General features: G+C 48.5%; 2 protein-coding genes. Both read right to left on the bottom strand.

Translation table 11 applies throughout. From position 1 onward, the window contains the following. On the bottom strand, positions 1–249 hold a 249-nt coding region (locus PSI14_RS20000), incomplete at its 3' end, for a hypothetical protein (RefSeq protein WP_273577730.1). Then, positions 246–592: hypothetical protein (locus tag PSI14_RS19995; RefSeq protein ID WP_273577729.1), on the bottom strand; the 347-nt coding region annotated here is incomplete at its 5' end. The genes PSI14_RS19995 and PSI14_RS20000, both read right to left, overlap by 4 nt.

The following is a 592-nucleotide window of genomic DNA, read 5'->3' as shown; positions in this document are numbered from 1 at the left end:
GGCCAGTGCATCCTGCATCATGCCGTCAGCGTAACGTGGGTCAAAGCTGTTCAGGAGGTTAACAAAGAAGTTGCGTTCGTCGGTAATAATAGCTGTCAGGGTGGTAACCAATTGTCCCTGTGGAGTCTTCATATCGGTATTGAGATTGTCACCTAAACACGATTTTAGTACCCGCCACCAGCCATCTATCACCTCCTGAGTGGGTGGGGCCAATATCCCATCTGGTGTGATTTGTAATTTCGGTATCATAGTTCTATTACCCCCTCCCACCCGTCAATATCGGTAAAATTAATTCGACCTCTCACTATCCGGTCATTTGCTGTGCTCAGTTCTGCCGTGGCTGAAACTACGCCATTAACAGACATTGCCGCATCCTCCAAATGCTTCCGGTACATCGCCAGTGAATACCTGTTTTTACCCAGAATCTCTTCCAGATACGGAATTCCCGCCTCTTGTGAGTAGTACATATCTTTCACAAACACCCGACAGGCATTGGCGACCGATTGCGCTCTAGCGTACTGGTCTGAGGCAATAGCTATGTTCCCCGCCGCATCGAGAGTTAGATCCCATGTGGCAGGCATTAAGAATAATG

The sequence above is a fragment of the Xenorhabdus anantnagensis genome (assembly GCF_028598555.1).
Taxonomy (GTDB): Bacteria; Pseudomonadota; Gammaproteobacteria; order Enterobacterales; family Enterobacteriaceae; genus Xenorhabdus; species Xenorhabdus anantnagensis.
Note: the sequence above shows the minus strand (reverse complement) of the source record. Positions and strands in the feature narration are given on the sequence as shown.